Genomic DNA, 17,894 nt, shown 5'->3' with positions numbered 1-17,894 from the left:
CGGGCGACCGCAACACGGAGCGACACATGAACTGGCTTACCAACGTGGTCCGGCCGAAGATCCGCAACATCCTGCGCCGCGAGACGCCGGAGAACCTCTGGATCAAGTGCCCGGATTCCGGACAGCTCGTGTTCTACAAGGACGTCGAGGCCAACCAGTTCGTCATTCCCGGCTCCAACTACCACATGCGCATGGGCGCGGTGGCGCGGCTGAAGTCGATGTTCGACAACGAGACCTGGTTCGACGTCGCCCTGCCCGAGGTGACGCCCGATCCGCTGAAATTCCGTGACGAGCGCCGCTATGCCGACCGCATCAAGGATGCCCGGGCGCGGACCGGCATGAACGATGCGGTCAAGGTCGGCTTCGGCAAGCTCGAAGGCATGGGCGTTGTCATCGCCGTGCAGGATTTCGATTTCATGGGCGGCTCGCTCGGCATGGCCGCGGGTGAAGCGATCGTGCGCGGGCTCGAACTCGCGGTCGAGAAGAAGTCGCCGTTCATCGTGTTCGCGGCCTCGGGTGGCGCGCGCATGCAGGAAGGCATCCTGTCCTTGATGCAGATGCCGCGCACGACGGTCGCCGTGCAGATGCTGCGCGAGGCCAAGCTGCCCTACATCGTCGTGCAGACCAATCCGACCACCGGCGGCGTCACCGCGTCCTACGCGATGCTCGGCGACGTCCACATCGCCGAGCCCGGCGCGCTGATCGGGTTCGCCGGCGCCCGCGTCATCGAGCAGACCATCCGCGAGAAGCTGCCCGAGGGCTTCCAGCGCGCTGAATACCTCCTGGACCACGGCATGGTCGACATGGTCGTGCATCGTCATGACCTGCGCCCGACCCTGGCGCGTCTGTGCCGCCTGCTGACCAAGGCGCCGGCTGTCGAACACGCCAAGCCGGCGCCGCAGCTGCCGCCGCCGGCGAAGGCCGTCGAGGCCGCCGATGCGCCGGCGGTCGCGCCGACCGCGTGAACGATCTCGCCAAGTCACCGCCCTCGCTCGACGAGCTGATCGCGCGGCTGTCCGGGCTGCATCCGAGCAAGATTTCGCTCGGGCTCGAACGCATGCACCGGCTGCTCGGCCAGCTCGGTCATCCCGAGCGCAAGCTGCCGCCGGTGATCCACGTCGCCGGCACCAACGGCAAGGGCTCCACTGTCGCCTATCTCCGTGCCATGCTCGAAGCGGCGGGCCTGCGCGTCCACGTCTTCACCTCGCCCTGGCTGGTGCGCATCAACGAGAGCTATCGGCTCGGCAAGGTCGGCGGCGGCGTCCTCGTCGACGACGAGGAGCTGATCTCCGCGCTGCTGGAATGCGAGCGGGTCAATGCCGGCGCGCCGATCACCTTCTTCGAGGTCAAGACCGTCGCGGCGTTCGTGCTGTTCGCGAAGCATCCGGCCGATGTCGTGCTGCTCGAGGTCGGCCTCGGCGGCCGGCTGGATTCCACCAATGTGCTCGAGCAGGTCGCAGCGTCGGTGCTGACCCCGATCGGCATGGACCACATGGAATTTCTCGGCGACACCCGCGCGCTGATCGCGGCCGAGAAGGCCGCCATCATCAAGCGCGGCTGTCCGGTGATCTCGGCCGCGCAGGAGCCCGATGCCATGGCCGTGATCGAGCGTGAGGCCAGGCGCCAGCGCGCGCCGTTGTTTGCCGCCGGCGAGAGCTGGCACGTCAGTGTCGAGCGCAACCGGCTCGTCTATCAGGACGACCGTGGTCTTCTTGATCTTCCGGCGCCAAAACTGTTCGGCCGGCATCAGTTCGACAATGCGGGCCTCGCGATCGCAACCTTGCGCGCGGTCGATCAGTTCAAGCTCACCACCAAGGCGTTCGAGGACGGCATCGTCGGCGCTGAATGGCCGGCGCGCATGCAGCGGCTGTCGAGCGGTGCGCTCACCGCCATCGCCCCGCAGGGCGCGGAGATCTGGCTCGATGGCGGCCACAACGCGGACGGCGGCCGCGTCGTTGCGGCGGCGATCGGCGACCTCGAGGAACGCGTGTCGCGGCAGCTCGTCGTGATCGTCGGGATGATGGGCAACAAGGATGCGGCGGCGTTCCTCGCCAATTTCGCGGGCCTGACGCGGCACATCATCGTCGTGCCGATACCCAATGAGAGCAAGGCGATGGCGCCGGCTGATCTGGCCGCCGCCGCGCGCACGCTCGGCATGCGCGTCGAGATTGCCGATGGCGTCGCGTCCGCGCTCGCCAGCATCGCGCGGCTTGCCTATGAGGTCCCGCCGCGTATCCTGATCACGGGGTCGCTCTATCTCGCAGGGCACGTGCTCGACCTCAACGGCACGCCGCCGACCTGAGGGGAATAGCGCATGCGCTTTGCCGCGATCGCAGACGTCCACGGCAACCATCTCGCGCTCGAAGCCGTGCTGGCCGACATCCGGGCGCAAGGCGTCGATGGCATCGTCAATCTCGGTGATATGGCGAGCGGCCCGCTCGACGCGCGCATGACAATGGACTTGTTGATGCCGCTCGACGCGATGCATGTGCGCGGCAATCATGATCGCTGGCTGATCGATCGGCCGCCGGAGAGGATGGGAGCTTGGGAGCGACCCGCCTACGCCCAGCTCGAAGCTGATCATCTCGACTGGCTGCGCGCGATCCCGGCGACGGCCGTCTATCGGGACCAGGCCTTCCTTTGTCACGCGACGCCCGACGACGATAACGTCTACTGGCTCGAGAGCGTCGCTCAGGACGGTGCGATCACTTGCGCGCCGCTCGATGCGATCGAGAGACTTGCCGCTGATATCTCGCAGCCGCTGATCCTGTGCGGCCATACGCACACGGCCCGCGCGGTGCGCCTGCGCGACGGTCGGCTGATCGTCAATCCCGGCAGCGTCGGCAGTCCCGGCTATTCCTACGACGTGCCGTATCCGCATGTCGTCGAAGCAGGCACGCCCGATGCGCGCTACGCGATCCTGGAGCAGCGGTCGGCCGGCTGGAGCGTGACCTTCCGCCACGTGCCCTATGATCACCAGGCCATGGCCGCGCTCGCGCTCGCCAATGGTGACGGCGAGTTTGCCGCTGCGCTCGCGACCGGCTGGATCCGCTGACCTCACGCGAGCAGCTTTAGGGGATCAGCAACCTTCTGCCTGAGCTGCTCGAAGGTGCATTGCCGCGGCGACTTGTCGGGGCGCCAGCGCAGGATCGAGGTGCCGTGACGAAAGCGCTCGCCGGAGAAATGGTCGTAGCAGACCTCGATCACCAGCTTCGGCTTCAGCGGACACCATTCCGCCGAGCGCTCGGTCGACCACCGGCTCGGCCCGCCCGGCGCATTGCCGGTGAAGCCGGGCGGCGAGATCAGCGGCTCGAGCTTGTCGGTCAGCGCGGGCTTCTCCTGCTTCTTGAGCGCGGAGGTGAAGCCGACGTGGTGCAGCAGGCCGTCATCGTCGTAGAGCCCGAGCAGCAGCGAGCCGACCAGCTTGCGCCCGTTGGCGCCCTTGTTGGTGGCGTAACGGAAGCCGCCGATCACGCAGTCGGCTGAGCGGTAGCGCTTGATCTTCTGCATGCCCTCGCGGCTGCCGGCCTGGTAGGGCAGGTCGACGCGCTTGGCGATCACGCCATCCGAGCCGCCGCCGGACTGCGCCAGCCAGCTTTGCGCGGTCGCGAAGCGCCTCGTCGCCGGCGACAGCCGGAAACTCGGATGTCCGGCGAAGTTCGCCTTCGCGAACGCCTCCAGCGCCGGCCGCCGCTCGTGCAGCGTCTGCGTCATCAGCTCTTTGTCCTTCGCGGTCGCCAGCAGGTCGAAGGCGAGGAACAGCGCCGGCGTTTCGGTTGAGAGCTTCTTCACCCGGCTAGCGGCGGGATGAATCCGCTGCAGCAGCGCGTCGAACGAGAACGTCTTCGCTTGCGGCACCACCAGCTCGCCGTCGAGTGTGAAGCTGGTCGCCTTCAGCTCGCGCGCAGCGGCGACGATCTCCGGGAAGTAGCGCGTCAGGTCCTCGCCGGCCTTTGACTGCATCGTCACCGTTGCGCCGTCGCGCGTCAGCAGGCAACGGAAGCCGTCCCATTTCGGCTCGTATTGCCAGTCCTCGCCGCGCGGGATTGCGTCCACCGAGCGCGCCTCCATGGCCAGCAGGCCGGATTTGCGGGAGGGCGAGCGATGGGCGCGGGCGGGCATGGCGACATCCGAAAACGCTGAATCACACCCCTCAACGCGAACGGCCGGCGATTCCGCCGGCCGTTCGACAAAAATCATGGTTCTCGACGCGTCACACCGCCGACGAGATCCACTGCTGCAGCTTCGCCTTCGGCGCGGCCCCGACCTGGCGCGAGGCCATCTCGCCGCCCTTGAACACCATCAGGGTGGGGATCGACATCACGCCGTACTTCGAGGCCGTCTTCGGGCTCTCGTCGACGTTCAGCTTCACGATCTTGACCTTGTCGCCCATCGCGCTCGATATCTCGTCGAGGGCGGGCGCGATCATGCGGCACGGGCCGCACCACTCGGCCCAGAAGTCGACCACGACCGGGCCGTCGGCCTTGAGCACTTCGCTTTCGAAATCGGCGTCGGAAACCTTGCCAACGGCCATGGGATTACCTCGTTCGGTTGGAGGAAGCGGCGCGGACGCGCCGCTTCTGCGTGGGCGTCAAATTAGGAATGGCGTGATGCCGGGTCAAGCGGGCTCACTCAGACGTGCTGGGATGGCAGCATGGCGTCCAGCGCGGAGGCCGGAAGCTCCATGAATTCAGCGGCTTCGGTCCAGAGCAGCACGGCACGGACGACGCGTCCGGGGTACAATTGGCCGAGCACGGCGCGGTACAGCGCGAGCTGCCGGACATAGGCTGGGGGCACATCGGCCAGCTCCGCGGGCGGCTGCTGGTTGGTCTTGAAGTCGACGATCAGCACCTCGGCCTCGCTCACCACCAGTCGGTCGATCTGGCCGGAGACCAGCGCCGGCGGCTGGCCGGCCAGTGCGAGGCGGCCCACGATCGAGACTTCCGCCCGGCTCCCGGCCGCGAACACCGCGGCAAAGCGCGGGTCTTCGATCACGGCGAGCACGCGTTCCGCGAGACCCGCGCGCTCGTCGTCCGGCCAGTCGGCGGCATTGCGAACCAGATATCGCAGCGCGGCGTCGCGGCGCCGCTCCGGCAGTACGTCGGGCAGCGACTGCAGCAGGCGATGCACCAGCGTGCCGCGCTGCATCGCAAGACTGCGCGCCGCCAGCGATTCGCCCGTGCGCACCGGCCGCTCGTCGGCGGATGGATCGGACGGCCTGAGCACGGCGACCTCGCCGGGCGCCTCCACCGCCGCCGTGCGTAGCCAAGCCGGCAGCTCGACCGCCGTCCCCACCATGCGCCGCGTTTCGTCAGCAGCGGTTTCCGCGATGTCCTCGGCCCGCGCATACCGCTTGACCGGTCCGTCTTCGGTTTCGATCAACTCGACCTGCAGGCCGGCGGCGTCCAATCCGCGCGCCATCAGATCGTACCAGCTGCCGCCGCGGACGTTGTTCATGTTGCCCGGCATGCAGCCGCCGATGATCAGCCGATCCGCGGCGCGGGTCATCGCGACATAGAGCAGCCGGCGATACTCGTCCTCGGTCTCCTTGAGCATCGCCACGCGTGCCGCCGCGACGGCTTGCGGATCGTCGGCCTTGCGCCCGGCCCAGACCACGATCTCCTGCTCGCCATGCGGCACGTGGATCAGTCGCAGCCGCTGCGAATCCGCCGGCGACGAGGTGGTGTCGACCAGGAAGACGACGGACGCCTCGAGGCCCTTGGCGCCGTGCACGGTCATCACCCTGATCTCGTCGCGCGAGATCTCCATGTCGCGCTTCACCTCGGTGTCGGCGGCGCGCAGCCAGGCGACGAAGCCCTGCAGCGAGGCCGGCGCCTTGCGCTCGTAGGACAGCGCGAGCTCGAGGAATTCGTCGAGGGCGTCATTGGCCTCGTGACCCAGCCGCGCCAGGATGCGTCGCCGGCCGCCATCGCCGCCGAGCAGCCAGGCGTAGAAGGCGAACGGCGTGTCCTCGGCGGCACGGCGCTCGCATTGCTGCAGCCGGCGCAGCACCGCCTGCAGCCGCTCGTCGTCAGCCGCATGTGCGGCGAGCGCCTCGCGCAACGACCCGCGGCGCTGCCAGGCGAGCTTGAACAGATCGTCGTCGTCGAGCCCGAACAACGGGCTCTTCAGCGCGGTCGCCAGCGCCAGATCGTCCTGCGGCAGCAGCAGCGCGTCGGCGAGGTTCATCAGGTCGATGATCGCGATGTGCTCGGTCAGCTTCAGCCGGTCGGCGCCCGCCACGGGGATGCCCGCGTGCTTGAGCGCCTGGATGACAGCGTCGAACGCATTGCCACGACGGCGCACCAGGATCAGCATGTCGCCATAGCTCAGCCGCCGTCGCGCGCCGTCATGGCCGGTCATCGTGCCCGTCGAAATCAGCCGCTTGATCTCGGCCTGGATGCGCCTGGAAAGCTTGACCTCGGGGCTGGTGACGGAGACGCCGTCGAACGGCGCACGCCAGCCCTCGATCTCCTTGCGGTCGTCGCGCTCGCACAGGCTCCACAGCTCGACCATGCTCGGTCCGGCATCGGTCAGCGCGTTGTGGATGGGATGGCCGATGTCAGGCGAGTGAATGCTGCTGTAGACGTCGCGCTCGCGGAACACGTGGTCGACCGCGTGCAGCACTGTCGGCCCGGAGCGGAACGAATAGGTGAAGGACACCGGATCGAACAGCAGCCCGGCATCGGTGAAGCGCTTCTGCAACTGGCGCCTGCGTGCGTCGAACTCGTGCGGGTCGGCGCCCTGGAACGAGAAGATCGACTGCTTCTCGTCGCCCACCGCGAAGATCGTGCGCGTGAGTCCGTCGCGCGCGCCGGCGCCGGCGGTGAACTCTTCGATGATGTGGGCGACGATGTCCCATTGCCGTGGGCTCGTGTCCTGCGCCTCGTCGATCAGCACGTGATCGACGCCGCGGTCGAGCTTGTAGTGCACCCAGCCCGCCGAGACGCGGTTCAGCATCGCCAGCGTCTTGTCGATCAGGTCGTCATAATCGAGGAGACCGCGCTCCTCCTTCTCGCGGCGATAGTTCGCAGCCGCGGCGGTGGCGATCTGCAACAGCGCCTCGGTGCGGTCGCGCACCACGGCGGCGCGGCGCTTCTCGATCAGGCGGTCGAGCCGGCGCGCTTCCGATTCGAATAGGCCGGCGATGCCGGGATTGGCGTCGGCGAACTTCTTGGTGAGCAGGGACTTCCGCGGCTCCTTGTCCTCGGTCAGGAATACGCGGAGATATTCATCGACCTGATCGGCGCCCGAGAACGCCAGCGCCGCGCGCAACTGCTCGGCCTGCTTCTGATCGGTCTTGGCGCCGCCGTCGAGCCGGCCGGCGATGTCGGTCCAATCCCTCAGTGGCAGATTGGGGCCGTCGACAATGTCGCGCTCGATCGCCTCCAGCGTCTCGTCGGCGCTGATGCCGAGCACCTCGCCGAGCTGTTGCGCGGCAACCTCGACGCGGCCGGCGCCATCGGTCCAGGCCATGAAGTGATCGCGGCTGAGACAGGCGTCGCGCACGACCTCCTTGAAGGTCGAGTCCGCCGCATTGGCCATCGCCACCTGCAGCGCGCGGCCGACCGCGCTGTCGGGCGCGCGGGCTGCGTCGAGCAGCACCTTCAGGTTGGCGCGCTCCATCATCTCGGTCTGGTCGCGCTCGTCGAGCACCGAGAACCGCGCCGGCACGTTGGCCTCGAACGGGAACTGCTGCAGCAGCCGGGTGCACAGCGCGTGGATGGTCTGCACCTTCAGCCCGCCCGGCGTCTCCAGCGCGCTGGCGAACAGCTTTCGCGCCGACGCCCGCAGCTTCTTGTCGGGGTTTGGGATGCCGGTGGATTGGATCGCGCTGTCGAGCGCGTCGTCGTCGAGCGTCACCCAATGGCCGAGCGTCGAGAACACGCGCTCGGCCATGTTGGCGGCGGCGGCCTTGGTGAAGGTGATGCAGAGGATCTTCTCCGGCGGCACGCCGTCGAGCAGCAGTCGGATCACGCGCTGCACCAGCACATGCGTCTTGCCCGAACCGGCATTGGCCGACACGAAGGCCGATGCCGCCGGATTCGACGCGCGCGTCTGCGCGTCGCGCACGGCCTGCGGAATGGGGCGGGGCGCCTTCACCATTCTTCGACTCCCAGTCCGCCGGCCGCCGACCATTCCTTGATGCGGGCGAGGTCGTCATAGCTGCCGTAGCGGTTCGCCCACATCGACAGGTTCAGCGAGGTGTAGCCTTGATTGACATCCTCGAAGCTGCGGATCAGCGCTTCGAGCTTGGCGCGCGCCTCCTGCGCGGCCTGGTCCGGGTGCTGCGGCGTGTCGCTCTTGTTGATCTTCAGCTCGAGGATGCGCTCTTCGCCTGGCGGATTGTTGCCGGACAGCCTGACATAAACGAGCTGACTGATCATGCTGCCGGCCGGGATGCCCTCGAAGCCGCCCTCGCGCAGGATTGCCGCCTCAAGCGTCAGCTGCGGCGACAGGCCCATGCGCACCTGCTTGGCCGTCGGCGGCTGGCCGGTCTTGTAGTCGAGAATGGCGTAGGTGCCCTCGGCACGGCGCTCGATGCGGTCGGCGCGCGCCGACAGCATGAAGGTGCGGCCCTGATCCAAGGGAATGCCGATCTCGCCGCGGATCTCCGCGGTGATCGCGCCGATCTGCGCGCGCCGCGCAGTTTCCCACGCGGCAAACCAGCCGGCGATGCGCTGGAAGCGCGGCCACCACAGCGCCCGCGCCTCGGGGCGCTCCATCAGCGGCGCGAAATGCTTCTCGCCGATCACGCGCAGCGCATGTGCCGGATGCAGCGGCAGCGCCTCGGCATAGGTTTGCGTGAACTCGCCGATCGCCTCGTGAATCGCCGAGCCGCGATCAGCCGCCGACAGCGGCATGTCGACGGGATCGAGCGGATCGAGCCGCAGGATGTAGCGGGCGAAGATGGTGTAGGGATCGCGCAGCCAGTCCTCGATCGCGGTGACCGACATGCGCAGCGGACGCGCTGCCAGCGGTGGCTTCGGCGCCGGCTGCTCGATCGGCTTCACTGCAGCGGGTTGGTCGAGCACCTCGGCGTAGCGGACGTAAGTGTCGCCGCGCGCTTCGGCGGCTTTCCATTGTGCCTCGCCGGCGACGGCCTGGAGCCGGTGCAGGAAGCGCGAGGCCACGGCCGGCGCGCCGCCGGACTTGGCGGCATGGGTCAGGATCACCTCGGGCGCGCCGAGCAGTTGGGCGAAGTCGTGCGCCGACAGGCCGATGCGGCGCTCGGGCAGATCGAGCCCGAGCTGATGCCGCATCGGCCGGCTGAGCCAGGGATCGATGCGCGGCGCCGGTGGCCACACGCCCTCGATCAAGCCGCCGATGATCATGCGATCGGCCTGCATCAACCGCGCCTCGAGCGGACCATAGATCTGCAATTGCGCACCGTGGCGCTCGGGACGGCGCACCGCGCGATCGGAGAAGGCGGTATGGAACAGATCCGGATAGTCCGACAGCGGCGCCATCAGGCCGCAGCGCTCGCCCGAGGCGAGGAGATCATCGAAGCAGCGCGACAGCGCCGCGCCGTCGCGATCGGTGAAGGCGGTGCTGAGACCGACATCGTCGGTCGACAGCGCGATCAGCACCTCGCGATGCCGCGCCGCCAGCTCGGCGAAATCCTGCGGACGCGGCGAGGCGAGGTTTTCGAGCGGCGCCAGGGCCGTCTGCAATTGCGCGATCAGCGCGCCGGCGCGGTCGAGCTGCTCGGGACTGAGACGCGCCCGCGGCTCGGCCTTGTGCAGCGATGATGCTTCGCCCTGGTGCAGCTTGGTGTGCTCGTCGCGGAAGCGCGCGAAGTCGCGCGCAAGCCCGCTGCTTCCGGCTTGTGGCCGCGTGCCGCGGAGCATGGCGAGCTCCAGCGTCTCGATGGCACTCTTCCAGCCATTCGCGGCGCGGCCGAGCCGGCACAGCGGATGCTTGAGCAGCGCCAGCAAGGTCGGCGGCTCCAGTCCGCGCGCGGCGGCTTCGGCGGCGAGGCGGGCGAAGATTCCGGCCGGCGTCTCCAGCAGCGCATCACCGCCGGAATCGTCGAAGGTCAGATGCCAGCGCGTCAGCGCCGCCATCACGCGGCGCGCCAGCGCGCGGTCCGGCGTCACCAGTGCGGCCGACTTGCCGAGATGCCGCGCCTCGCGCATCGCGATCGCAATCGCCAGCGCCTCCATCTCCGGATTGGGGGCCGCGACGACAGCGAGATTGTCCATTGCTTCGGCGATGTTGGCGGCGATGTCGAACTGGCGCAGCCGCTCGTGCCACATCGCCGTCGCTTCCGACGGCCGCATCGCTTCGGAGATCAGCACCTCGCGGCCGCCGCGGCCGGTTGGGGCGAGACGGACCACGTCGCGCCGCTCCAGGCCGAAGCGCTTGAGCAGTAGGTGCATCGCATATTGCGGGTGATTGACCGCGGGCGGCGTCAACACGCGGCCGGCGCGGTCCTTGGCACCGCCGATCGAATTCCACGCGGCTTCGTCGAGATCGGTGTCGAGCCCAGGCAGCACCACCGCGCCATGCGGCAGCTTGGCGACGGCGAGCAGGAATTTTGCCGTGGCCGGCATCGAGCCGGTGGAGCCTGCGGCAATGACGGGACCATCGGGATGCGCCGACAGCCGCGCCGCCTCGGCCGCGATCAGCAGATCGCGCCGCGCCGCCGGCTCGATGCGCTCGATCTCCTGCAGATAGGCAGGCCACGCGGTCCGCGCGATGCGCAGGAACTCCAGCGAATACTGCCAGTATTTGTCGAGCTGATCCGGCACCAGCGCATCGAGCGCATCCCACGACACGCCGCGCGTCACCATGTCGTCGATCAGCCGCGCCAGGTCGCCGGCCAGCGCAAGCGTCGAGGCGGGCCCGCCGATCACCAGCGGCGCCGACACCGGCGTCTTGGCCCAGGCCGCGACCAGCCGCGCCAAGGTGAGCCGCCGCTGCAGGTCGTCGAGCCGTTCCGGAATCTCCAGCGGCGCCGGCCCGAGGAACGCGTCGCGATCCTCGGCGAAGGCGAGTTCATCCTCGTCGATGTCGCCGAGCGCGACGAGGCGCGGCAGCACCGCGGCATCGGTCTTCAACTCGTCGAGGAACATCTCGCGCGCCACCCGAAGGGAGCGCCGCGTCGGCAGATACAGCGTCGCGGTCGCGAGCCGGGCGGGATCGCTGCGTGCCTCGAAGCCGTCGACCAGCCGGCCGTCGACCAGCGCTGCGATCACGCTGCGCAGGAACGGCGCCGAGATGGGAACGGTGAAGACGCGCATGGCCTGCGATTCGGGTTGCTCGAGGCGTCTATATAGGGAGCGATCGGCCGCAGGTCATATCGGGGGTGTGGATGGGTGTTGACAGGTGCGGCTGCGCTCGGCTGCCTAGAACTTGCGGGTGGGGCAGTTCGCGGCGTGAAGCGGCGGTCCGGGATGACGTTCGCCACTCGGATGAAGTGAGGTGATCACGCGACCTCCGCATATTCGCTGTCGTCCCGGGCAAGCCTCTGACAGCGCGTCAGCGCTGTCGGAGGCGCCGACCCGGGACCCATAGCCCCAGGCTGATGTTTGTGGCGCGATGGTCATGGCTAGCCTACGCAACACGCCCCCCTGTGGATATGGGTCCCGGCTCTGCGCCCTGGCCTCGCTGCGCGATGCCAGGGCTTGGCCGGGACGACACTGAATATGAGGAAGCAGTTTCGCCCGATTCGCCATCTTAGGCAGGCCACCGACCGCGCCTCATGCGTCCTCATTCCCGCGACGCCGTCGCGCCCGAGTGATGCAAGTCGTCCGCCCTCATCGAAGCAAGGGCGCAGGGAAGGCCGGGCCTCGGCTGAGGCCCGTGGCCCCCGTGCGGGAAACAGTGCACGGGGCAGGAACCACAGGTTCAGCCGGAACGACCCGGCCCTCCCTGCGCGATGGGTTGACGGCTTATACGTCCTCTCCTCGGTGTGCCGGCTTGTAGCCACCGTCGCCCGCGCGCGGCGTCAGCAGCGGCGCGAGCTTGGCATCAGCATCGGGATGCCGGGACCTTACGATTTCGCCGTCCTGCCCGAACCGTTCGTCCGCGCACCCGAAAGCACGCTGCAATCCTGACAGGCCATCGCATCCCGCGCTCAACGTCCGTGACGACCGCGATACGCCCCTCGCAACGAGGCGGGATGCGCATGAGAGAACATGAATTCTGTAAAAGCGAAAGAAGAATTTTGTGCGCGCCGGATGCGACGAGCGGGATCGGATTGAATGTGCGGACGAAAATAGTTTCTCGACGCAGATGATTTGAGCGATGCCAGCGCAGGGTCGGCGCCGAGGAGGCGGAGCAAATCGCGCAATGCGCCGACTTGATTCGCCCGTCGGGCAGTCCGCTACGCCGCACTCTCCATCAGAGCCTCTTCCGCTTCCGTCACCGCGGCGGGCGTGCCGACATGCATCCACACGCCTTCGAGGCGGAGGCCGAACAGGCGGTCCTGCTCGTTCGCCTTGTCGAACATCTTCGTCAGCGAGAACTCGCCCGACGGCGCGCCATCGAAGATCGCGGGCGAGATGATGGCCGCTCCCGCATAGACGAACGGCACCACCTGATGCTCCCGGCGCTTGCGCAAGGTACCGTCGGCGAGCATCGCGTAGTCGCCTTGACCCGCGTAGCCGATCGAGGTCGCGGTCGGCGCCATCAGCAGCATGATGTCCATGCGTTCGGGATCGAACGCGTCGGCGAGCCGGGACAGGTTCTGGCGCACGCCCTCGATCCACATCGTGTCGGAGTTGACGTGGAAGAACGGCGCGTGGCCGAGCAGCGGCAGTGCCTTGACGACGCCGCCGCCAGTGCCGAGCACCTGGTCGCGCTCGTCGGAGATGATCACGCGGGGCGTGCTGCGCGCGGCCGTGTGCTCGATGATCTGGTCGGCGAGATAGTGGACATTGACGACGGCTTCGGTGACCCCGGCTTCGGCGAGGCGGTCGAGCACATGGTCGAGCAGCGGGCGGCCGGCGACGCGCACCAGCGGTTTGGGCATCGTCTCCGTCAGTGGGCGCATGCGCAATCCGAGACCGGCGGCGAGGACCATGGCTTTGTGCGGCTTGACGGGCATCTCAGGCAATCTCGATCAAAGGTGGTACGCACGAATCATACCACGCAAAAACATCTATCGTCTCGGTCGGTTGCGATAGCCCGGCGCGATGACGAATGTGCGACGGCGGCGCCGTCGTCCCGATGCAAGATGCCGCAGGTGTCTCCCGGTACGCCGTCAGGCCTCCGCCGTGGCGCGCTTGTTGGTCTTCTTCTTGCCCTGCTTCAGGAAGGTGACGCCGATCTGGTCGCCATTGACCCAGGCCAACTCGCAGCGCCGGTAGGCCAAGCCGGTCGACGACAACAGCAGGAAGAACTCCTTCAGGTGCAGGCCTTCGACCGAGCCCTCGACCGTCAGCTTCGCCCCGGTCTCCGAGACGTCCTCGATGGTGCAGTTGCGCCGCCAGGTGCCGTCGATGCCCATCATGAAAGCCGGGATGCCGCGCTCGAAGACGACGCGTTCGCCCTTCATCCGCTCTGCCATCGCAACCTCCATTCACGCGCGGCGCGCAACCGGCGCCGCGGGCGCAAGGTAAGGGGGGATGGCTAAGAACCGGTAAAGCGACGCGGGTGGGGGGTTTTGGCGCGTCCTCCTCCCACAACGGCGGTCCGCTCCCCTCCCCCTTGCGGGGAGGGGTTGGGGGTCCACGGATGCGGAATGTTGTTGGGGTACTCGGACCGGCAGCTGACAGCCGCCGGCGATCATGATTGCCGCTGATGGCTAGAGGTCTGCGCTCGTCACTTTGAGCCTCGCCCGGAGACCCCCACCCCCGACCCCTCCCCGCAAGGGGGAGGGGAGCGCACCGTCGGTGCTGCGAGACGCTGCCTCAAGATAGGCCCGCTGGTGGCGGCACATTCGCCGCGTACCAGTCGCGTAGCGGCTCCAGCGCAGCGTGCGCCAGCGCGCGGTGGAGATAGTCCCAGATGCGAGGCTGGTGCTTGAGGTAGTGCGGCTTGCCGTCACGGCGGTTGAGGCGGGCGAAGGTGCCGAGCAGGCGGGTGTTGCGCTGGGCCGACATGATCGCGTAGTGCGTGCCGAATTCGTCGGCGTCGAAGTCCGTCGACGCAGCTTGGCGCGCGGCGATGTAGCGCTCTCGGAGCGCCCGCTCGATCTCCGCCGACACGTCGATCCGGGCGTCCTGCGCCAGGGAGACCACGTCGTAAGCCGGCGGGCCCATCACCGCGTCCTGGAAGTCGATCACGCCCACGCGCGCGATGCCTTCGCGCGACGGCAGCCACAGCAGGTTCGGCGAATGATAGTCGCGGATCACCCAGGTCGGCTTAGATGCGAGCGGCGCCTCCAGCAACTCGCGCCATATTTCCAGGAATTCGGCGCGCAGCACCTGCGACAGCTCCACGCCACGGTCGGGCAGGTACCATTCGAGCATCAGGCCGATCTCGATCAGCATGGCTTCGACGTCGAAGGTCGGGACCTTGTAGGTCACCTGCGGCGCCAGCGGCAGCACGGCGGGCACGTCCTGCCCATGCAGCGACGCGAGAACATCGACTGCGGCCTCGTAGCGCTCCACGACCGGCCGTGGCGGGTCGCCCTCGATCACGCCCTCGCGTCCGAGATCCTCGGTGATGAGAAAGCCGTGGCCGAGATCGGCGTCGTTGATCTTCGGCGCCGAGATGCCGCGTCCGCGCAAGGCGGCGGCGATCGCGACGAACGGGCGCACGTCCTCGGCGAGATGCACGGCGCCGCTATAGGGCTTGCCGTTGTAGATCGCCGGGCCGTCGGGCCGCTTCGGCGAGTTCATCAGGATGTAGACGCGCTCGCCCTTGTGGAGCCGCGCATACGAGCGGGTCGAGGCGTCGCCGGCCATGTGCTCGCGGCGCGATTTGGCGTGCCCGGCCTCGGCGAGGAATTCGCGCAAGGCTTTCAGCCGTGCAACCACCGCGGCCGCCTTGCCGCTGCCGGTGATCTCGGCGCTGCGGGCGGTGTCGCCCTGCGCCGGGTCGTGACGGAGTGCGATGTCGATGCGGTCCTGCGGCAGGGCGCCGCCGGCGCGCTCCGGCCATTCGATCAGCACGACGGTCGCCTCCGGCAGCGGCGACAGGCCGATCTCCTCGAGCTCCGATGCGTCGCTGATGCGATAGAGATCGGCATGGACCAGCGGGAAGCTCGGCAGGTCGTAGCTCTGCGCCAGAGTGAAGGTCGGACTCGGCACCTCCAGCTCGTCGTCGCCGGCGAGGTACCGGATCATCGCCCGCGCCGCCGCCGTCTTGCCGGCGCCGAGATCGCCGGTGAGCGTGATCAGTGCACCCGGGCCGATCAGCAGCGCGAGATCGGCCATCAAGGCGGCGGTGGCGGTCTCGTCCGCCAGCGTGGTGGTGAATGTCAGCTGGTCCGTCATTCCGCGGCGTTGCGTTGCGCGACGTGGTCGGTCGGGAAGTCACAGGTGACCGTGGTGCCCTTGCCGACCACCGAATCCATCCGCACCCTGCCGCCATGCAGCTCGACGAAGGAGCGCACCAGCGACAGGCCGAGCCCGGCGCCGCGGTGGCGCGAGCCTTGCGAATGGCTCTCGAACCATTCGAACACCTTGTCCTTCACCTCGGGCGGAATGCCGGGGCCGGAATCGGTGACCGCGAAGATGACGCTGTGATCGGTGCGGCGGGCGCTGACGGCGACGCTCGAATCCGGCGGCGAGAAGCCGACGGCATTGGCGAGCAGATTGTAGAGGACCTGGACGACGCGGCGCTCGTCGCCGACGAAGGAGCCGACATCGGGGTCCACCGCGATCGTCAATCGGATGCGATCCGTGGCAAGCCGGTCCTGCACGCCTTCGGCCGCGGCCTCGATCGCCTTGGCGGCATCGACCGGCCCGAGCTCGAGCTTCATGGCGCCGGCATCGATGGTGGCGAGGTCGAGAATGTTGTTGGTCAGCGCCAGCAGCGCGTTGGTGGATTTGGTGACGTAGTCGAGATACTCGGCCTGCTTCGGCGTCAGCGGCCCGGTCGAGGGATCGGACAGGAAATGCGCGAAGCCGATGATCGTCGTCAGCGGCGCGCGCAGCTCGTAGGACACGTGGTGGACGAAGTCGATCTTCATCTGGCCGGCGGCTTCGAGCGCCTCGTTGCTCTCGCGCAGGGCCCGTTCGACATTCTCGGTGTCGGTGATGTCCTGGAAGGTGAGCATGGTCGCGCCGTCTGGCAGCGGCCGGCTCATGCAGTCGAGCACGCTGCCGTCCTTGCGCTCGAGCTTCAGCGCGATGTCCAGGCGGTTCTCGATCGAGGTGATGGCCTCGCGGATGGTGCGCCAGGCGACCGCGTCGTCATAGAGCTGATGGCACCAGGATTCCACGGTGTCGATATGCGGATGCTCGCGCAGCTGATCCGGCGACAGCCGCCACATCTTGGCGAAGGCCGGATTGAACAGCTCGACCCGGCCGTTCGAGCCGAACACCGCGACGCCCTCGGCGAGGCTGTCGAGCGTCTCGCGCTGGACCCTGATCAGGCCGTCGAAGCGGCGCGCAAGCGCGAAGCTCTCGGTGACGTCGTCGAACAGATAGGTGACGCCGCCTTCCGGGTTCGGCGTGGTGACGACCGATAAAGCGCGGCCGTCGGGCAGGAACCAGGTGTCCTTGGCGGCCTCGACGGCGCGATAGGCCTCGTGAAGCTTGGCCTTCCAGGCCCGGAAGTCGGCCTGCTCGGGCAGCTTGCGTGCGGCGCGCAGACGGTCGAGCACCGACGAGTCGTCCGGCTGGCTGTCCAGGAAGGCGGGATCGAGACCCCACAGCCGGCGATAGGAGTCGTTGTAGAAGGCGAGCCGGCGCTGGCCGTCGAACACGGCTACGCCCGAGGACAACTGATCGAGCGTGCGCCGGTGTGCTTCCCGCATCCGCACCACGGCCGCATCCAGCGCCGCCGCCTCGCTGGCGTCGATGGCGACGCCGGCGCTGCCGTGGCCCAGCATGAAGGCGCGCACGTCATACATGCGGCGCTCGCCGCCGGTCACGATCGGCAGCCGGCCCTCGAAACGGCCGTTGGCGCCGAGCGCGCGCTGCAGGTCGGTACGGTCGGCGGAGTCGAGCAGCTCGATGTTGCGGCCGATCGCATCCGGCACGTCGCGGGCATCGGCGGCACGGGCATAGGCGGCGTTGACGTAAGCGAGGGCGCCATTGGCCTGCCGTGCCCAGATCGGCCACGGCAGCGCCGATGCCAGCGCGCGCAGCGACTCCGTCTCCTCGCCGAGCGCCTTGAAGCGGAGCTGCGTCTCGGCGAGCTCGCGGCGCAGACCGGACAATTCGCGGATGCGCACGATGGCCTGGCCGCCGATGGCGCGGCCCATCGCCTCGATCGCATGGCCGTGCGAGGTGGTGAGATTGAGCATGAAGCCCTCGCCCGCCTCGCGCAGCGCGTCGACGGCGCGGTCGAGCTGCAGCGCGGGCTCCGGCGGCAGCCAGGTTCCGAAAGCGAGAATGCGCTGCGGCTGATCCTGCGGGACCAGCATCGAGGTGTCGCCGGAGATCTGCGGGCGGTGGCCGCCGGCCGGCCAGGCGATCAGGATCTGCGGCTCGGCGAACAGCAGCGCGCGGTAGCGATCGGCCTGCAATTGCAGCTCGGCGATGTCGGCGCGCAGCCGCGCTTCCTTCCGTGCAGCCGCGAAGCGCGTGCGCACCAGCGCGACTGCGGCGACCACGGAGAAGCCGAGCAGCGCCAGCATCGCCGTCACCTCGGCGACATCAGGACGGCTCAGCTCGAACAGCGTCGTGATCGCATCCGGCGGCACGCCACCGCCTGCGAAGCCCGGTGTCGCCGGCGCAAGCGCAGTCGCAGCGAGACCCATCAGGCCCTTGCGCGCGAGTGACGTGCACGACAGCAGCGTCTGACGCATCACCACGATCACGCCCGACATA

At 68.3% G+C, this 17,894-nt stretch carries 11 protein-coding genes; 3 read left to right on the top strand and 8 right to left on the bottom strand.

Annotated features, from left to right (window positions below; genetic code table 11):
• The first annotated feature begins 26 nt into the window (after nt 1–26).
• The 3 genes from accD to QW881_RS11500 are packed head-to-tail and all read left to right on the top strand — an operon-like array spanning nt 27 to nt 3,055.
• Nucleotides 27–965, top strand: coding sequence for an acetyl-CoA carboxylase, carboxyltransferase subunit beta (gene accD / locus QW881_RS11510; RefSeq protein WP_315741229.1), 939 nt, complete (start codon nt 27–29; stop codon nt 963–965).
• Nucleotides 962–2,302, top strand: a complete 1,341-nt coding sequence (locus QW881_RS11505; RefSeq protein WP_315758152.1) for a folylpolyglutamate synthase/dihydrofolate synthase family protein — start codon at nt 962–964, stop codon at nt 2,300–2,302. Before accD ends, QW881_RS11505 begins: the two co-directional genes overlap by 4 nt.
• Nucleotides 2,303–2,314: 12 nt before the next feature.
• Nucleotides 2,315–3,055: a metallophosphoesterase family protein gene (locus QW881_RS11500; protein WP_315758151.1), complete on the top strand. Its 741-nt coding sequence runs from the start codon at nt 2,315–2,317 to the stop codon at nt 3,053–3,055.
• Between the two features lie 2 nt (nt 3,056–3,057).
• Here QW881_RS11500 and QW881_RS11495 read toward each other — a convergent pair whose 3' ends face one another.
• From QW881_RS11495 to QW881_RS11460, 8 genes are all read right to left on the bottom strand, one after another.
• A complete protein-coding gene (locus QW881_RS11495) occupies nt 3,058–4,071 on the bottom strand; it encodes an ATP-dependent DNA ligase (RefSeq protein ID WP_315758202.1) in 1,014 nt (337 codons plus the stop codon).
• A gap of 142 nt (nt 4,072–4,213) precedes the next feature.
• The gene (trxA, locus tag QW881_RS11490) at nt 4,214–4,534 is read right to left on the bottom strand and encodes a thioredoxin (protein ID WP_015663255.1); all 321 of its coding nucleotides are present in this window, start codon (nt 4,532–4,534) and stop codon (nt 4,214–4,216) included.
• Between the two features lie 98 nt (nt 4,535–4,632).
• Nucleotides 4,633–8,106 (bottom strand): double-strand break repair helicase AddA, encoded by a 3,474-nt coding sequence (gene addA / locus QW881_RS11485; protein WP_315758150.1) that lies wholly within the window; start codon nt 8,104–8,106, stop codon nt 4,633–4,635.
• Nucleotides 8,100–11,246, bottom strand: coding sequence for a double-strand break repair protein AddB (addB, locus tag QW881_RS11480; RefSeq protein WP_315758149.1), 3,147 nt, complete (start codon nt 11,244–11,246; stop codon nt 8,100–8,102). Before addB ends, addA begins: the two co-directional genes overlap by 7 nt.
• Before the next feature lie 1,085 nt (nt 11,247–12,331).
• Nucleotides 12,332–13,054, bottom strand: a complete 723-nt coding sequence (locus QW881_RS11475) for a nucleotidyltransferase family protein (RefSeq protein WP_315758148.1) — start codon at nt 13,052–13,054, stop codon at nt 12,332–12,334.
• Nucleotides 13,055–13,210: 156 nt separating this feature from the next.
• Entirely contained in the window at nt 13,211–13,516 is a 306-nt protein-coding gene (locus QW881_RS11470; RefSeq protein WP_008963143.1) for a PilZ domain-containing protein, read from the bottom strand.
• Nucleotides 13,517–13,859: 343 nt separating this feature from the next.
• Entirely contained in the window at nt 13,860–15,389 is a 1,530-nt protein-coding gene (gene tsaE / locus QW881_RS11465) for a tRNA (adenosine(37)-N6)-threonylcarbamoyltransferase complex ATPase subunit type 1 TsaE (RefSeq protein WP_315758147.1), read from the bottom strand.
• Nucleotides 15,386–17,893: a sensor histidine kinase gene (locus QW881_RS11460; protein ID WP_315758146.1), complete on the bottom strand. Its 2,508-nt coding sequence runs from the start codon at nt 17,891–17,893 to the stop codon at nt 15,386–15,388. The genes tsaE and QW881_RS11460 overlap by 4 nt, the downstream gene beginning before the upstream one ends.
• Between the last annotated feature and the right edge of the window lies 1 nt (nt 17,894).

Origin of the sequence: Bradyrhizobium sp. SZCCHNS3016 (genome assembly GCF_032484535.1) — a bacterium.
Taxonomy (GTDB): Bacteria; Pseudomonadota; Alphaproteobacteria; order Rhizobiales; family Xanthobacteraceae; genus Bradyrhizobium.
Note: the sequence above shows the minus strand (reverse complement) of the source record. Positions and strands in the feature narration are given on the sequence as shown.